The sequence below is a fragment of the Streptomyces sp. MZ04 genome (assembly GCF_004684775.1).
Lineage (GTDB): Bacteria > Actinomycetota > Actinomycetes > Streptomycetales > Streptomycetaceae > Streptomyces.
The window spans coordinates 1-4,316 of the sequence record NZ_SRIC01000449.1; the positions used below are offsets into that span (position 1 = coordinate 1).

Genomic DNA, 4,316 nt, shown 5'->3' on the forward strand with positions numbered 1-4,316 from the left:
GGACGACGTCGGTGTGGGCTGCGTCCGGCGGCCAGACCGTGCCGCCGAGCACGGCGGTCAGGCGCCCGGCGAACGAACCGGCGAGCCGTTCGCCCTCCTCGACGGCGGTGGAGGCTCGGGCCTCGGTCCACCAGAACGGCCCGTCGGGGGCGGTCACTTCGGCTCCGAGCAGACGCTGGGCCTCGCCGGAGACCTGGACCAGGAGGGGCGATTCGACAGAGACGAGCGGACGGCCGTTCGGAGCGCAGAGCTGCACGACCGCTCCCTCGTTCACACTGCTGACGCCCAGATCGGGACCGCCCGCGAAGAGGCCGGCGAGCAGGGTGTTGATGTCGGGCATCTTGGGGGTGAGGGCGATGACGTCCTTGGTCACGGGTGCTGGGTCTCCGTGTCGGTCTCTTCGGTCGCTGTGGCGAGGGCGGTCTGGATGAGCTGGTGGCGGCGGCCGCGGCGGATGAGGGTGCCGCGTCCGGGGGGTTGGGTGGAGGCGTAGAGGCCGGGGAAGAGCTGGCCTTCGGTACGGTCGCCGGTCATGAGGAGGGCGGTGGTGCCGGTTTCGCGCAGGGTGGTGAGGAAGGGTTCGTACAGGGCGCGGGAGGATCCTGCGACGCGGCGGGTGATGACGAAGTGCAGGCCGATGTCGGGAGCGGAGGAGACGTAGGGCAGGAAGGGCGCCAGGGGTTGTTGTCCTGCGGTGGTGAGGATGTCGTAGTCGTCGACGAGGATGACGATGCGGGGGCCGGTGAAGGTGGGCCCGTCGGTGATCGCGTCCGGGTCGGCGGTCTCGGGGAGGCGCTTCTCGAGTTCGCTGGCGATGCCGGTGGCGAGGGCCTGGGCGAGTTTGGCGTTGTGGGCGTAGCCGCCGCGGTAGGGCTCGGGGACGGTGCCGCGCAGGCCGCGGCGCGGGTCGAAGACGCCGAAGACCAGGTCGCTGTCGCCGTGGCGGTCGATGAGCTGCCGGGTGATGAGCTTGAGGAGGTTGGTCTTGCCGCATTCGTTGTCGCCCAGGACCAGCAGGTGCTGGTCGCCTCCGAACAGGTCGAGGTGGGCCGGGGCGAGGTTGTCCTGGTCGACGCCGAGCGGGATGCGAGCGGGCTCGGCGGTGGGTGAGGGCAGTTTCGCGGCGGGCAGCGCGGTGGGCAACACGCGTACTGGGGAGGCGAGTTCGCCGTGCCAGCTGGCGCGGATGGTGCGTGCGGCGCTTTCCAGGGCGGCGCCGAGGTCGCCGGTGGCGCGGTGCTGGTCGATGCGGGGCAGGGCCACCTGCGCGAAGAGCTTGGTGTCGGTCAGGACGCGGCCGGGGGTGTCGGCGGAGAGCGTCTCCGAGAGTTTGCGGTCGATGCTGGAGTCGGAGGGGTCATTCAGGCGTAGTTCGATGCGGGTGCCGAACATGGACTGGGTGGCGATGCGTACGTCGTTCCAGCGCAGCATGCCCGCCACGATGTGGATGCCGTAGCCGCTGCCGCGCTTGAGGAGGTCGGCGACGGTGTCGTCGAGGTCGTTGAACTCGTCGCGCAGCGCTCCGAATCCGTCGATGAGCAGCACGATGTCGGTCGAGCCGATCTCGCTGAGCCGTCCCTGGGCGCGCAGGTGGCGCAGCTGGTCGACGGAGTCGATGCCGTGCTCGCGGAAGAGTTCTTCGCGCAGGGCGAGTTGGGCGCGGACCTCGGCCACGGTGCGGGCCGCGCGTTCGTGGTCGGCGCGTCCGGCGATGCCGCCGACGTGCGGAAGACCGGCGAGCGCCGAGAGTCCGCCGCCGACCAGGTCCAGGCCGTACACGGCGACGTCGGCCGGAGTGTGGGTCAGGGCGAGGGAGAGTGCGAGGGTGCGCAGCAGGGTGGTCTTGCCGGACTGCGGGCCGCCGATGACAGCGGTGTGCCCGCCCGAGACGGTCAGGTCCAGGAACCAGGGCTCCTGCCACTGTTTGGCCGGGTCGTCGAGTATGCCCAGCGGTACGCGCATGGCGTCGCCCCGCCGGGCGAGGTGCAGACCGTGCTCGGAGGCTTGTACGGGCCCGGCGGCCTGGTCGAGGGTGAGAGCGTCGGGCAGTGGGGGCAGCCAGATGCGGCGTACCGGGGGAGCGGCGGTGCACAGCTGGTCGACCATGGTGGACAGGACCGTCGGGCCGGTCTCCCGCTCCCGCATGCCACCTTCCTCCGGCACGCCCGCCTGGGGGTTCTGCCCGGCGTTGAAGGTGGGGTAGGGCCAGGCGAGGGGTTCTTCCTCGGTCTGGTCGTGGAGGGTGGGGCCTCGGTGGGCGCCGGAGACGTAGCCCGCCTTGAAGCGTTCGTACGTGGAGGTGTCGACCTTGAGGTAGCCGAAGCCCGGCAGCGGCGGCAGCTGGAAGGCGTCGGTGGTGTCCAGGACGGTGCGGGACTCGTCGGCGGAGAAGGTGCGCAGGCCGAGCCGGTAGGAGAGGTAGGTCTCCAGGCCCTTGAGCTTGCCGGATTCGATGCGCTGGCTGGAGAGCAGCAGGTGGACGCCGATCGAGCGGCCGATGCGGCCGATGGACAGGAACAGGTCGATGAAGTCGGGCTTGGCGGTGAGGAGTTCGCCGAATTCGTCGATGACGACGAACAGGTGGGGCAGCGCCTCCAGGCCGAGTTCGGGCTGCTTGGCGCGGAGGGCGGCGTAGTGGCCGATGTCGGCGATGTTCCCGGCGTCCTTGAGGACCTGCTGGCGGCGTGTGACCTCGCCGGCCAGGCTGGTGTGGACGCGCTCGACGAGTCCGGCCTGGTTCTCCAGGTTGGTGATGACCCCGGCGACGTGCGGGAGTTCGGTGAACGGGGCGAAAGTGGCGCCGCCCTTGTAGTCGACCAGGACGAGCGCCAGGTCCTCGGAGGAGTGCGTGGCGGTGAGGGCCAGCACGAGGGTGCGAAGCAGTTCGCTCTTGCCGGAGCCGGTCGCGCCGACGCACAGTCCGTGCGGGCCCATGCCCAGTTCGGAGGACTCCTTGAGGTCCAACAGGACTGGCTCGTGGCGGTCGTTGAGGCCGATGGGTACGCGCAGGAAGTCGCGCTCGCCGCGTGGCGCCCACAGGTGGTTCAGGTCGAGGGCGGCGGGGTCGTCGATGCCGAGGAGGGTGGGGAAGTCGACGGGGCCGGAGATGGGGGTGCCCTCGGCGGCGGACTCGGCCGAGAGGCGCAGCGGGGCAAGCATGCGGGCAAGGCCTTCGGCCCCCGCGATGCCGACCTCGTCCGACGTCCCTGCCGCGACGGCGGTGTCCGGCAGTCGCAGGTCCTGGACCGTGACGTGGTCGCCGTCGACGGTGATGCGTACGGACACCTGGTCCGGTTCGTGGACCTGCTGTTCGAGCAGGTGGAGCACGGTCACGCCCATGCCGGTGAGGTCGACGGCGGTGTCGGGGCGGGGGAGTTCGGTGGCGGTGCGGCCGTGGCAGTCGCTGACGACGAGGAGCCGGTCGTTCATCCGCAGGGCGTTCTTGTCGGACAGGCCGCGGCGTACTTCGGCGGCGTAGGAGGAGCGGCGTCGCAGGTCCGGGGCGCACTGCCGAGCCAGTTGCTCGATGCTTGGTGCGATGCGCCGGGCTGCGACCGGCCCGTCGTCCTGCTGGGCGTCGAGGACGTGGGGCAGCCACTTCGCCCACTCCCACGCGTCCAGGCGTTCGCCGGGCACGCCGAGCGCGATGGCGACATCGTCGGGGGCGTGGGTCACGGCGGCCTGGATCAGCAGGGCGCGCGCGACGCACAGTACGTCGTCCCGCTCGCCGATGATGCTGACGTTGCCCGCGCGGTCCAGCGGCGCCATGAGGGGGAAGTCGGTGGCGGTGGTGAAGCGGTGCTGCAGGGCCCGCGCTTCATTCAGCATGAAGGGGTCGGGCGGGGTCAGCACACCGCTGCCTTGGTTCTGGCCGATCTCCAACCGCTGCACGGGTACGTCGCCGGTGCCCAGCCGCACGCGCAGGAAGTCCGCGTCCAGACGGCGCCGCTCCCACAGCCGGGCTGGGTCGCGCACCAGGTCGTACAGCGCCGTCGGAGGCGGATTGAGGACCCGGGCCTGGCTCCGCAACTCCCGCTCGATGGCACCCAGTTCCTCGCGCTGTTCCTCGACGTACTCGAGATAGCGCTCGCGCTGGGTACGCCGGGTGCGCTGGGCCTTGCCGCGCTGGGACAGGAAGAGGGCCACCGCGCCGAGCAGGGCGAAGACGAGAACGATGGCGCCGACGGCAGCGAACTGGCTGTTGCGGATGACGGTCATCATGACGACCGAGCCCATGACGCCGGCCATCGGGAGCAGGGCGGTGGCGGCGTTGCCCATCTTGCCCTCGGGCAGATTCGGGGGCGGCTCGATGGTGC

General features: G+C 70.9%; 1 protein-coding gene and 1 pseudogene. Both read right to left on the minus strand.

What is annotated here, in order from left to right:
- Nucleotides 1-373: pseudogene (locus E2651_RS41535) on the minus strand (hypothetical protein); the annotation flags it as partial.
- Nucleotides 370-4,316, minus strand: a 3,947-nt coding sequence (gene eccCa / locus E2651_RS41540; RefSeq protein WP_135336448.1) for a type VII secretion protein EccCa, incomplete at its 5' end; no start/stop codon positions are given. The pseudogene E2651_RS41535 and the gene eccCa, both read right to left, overlap by 4 nt.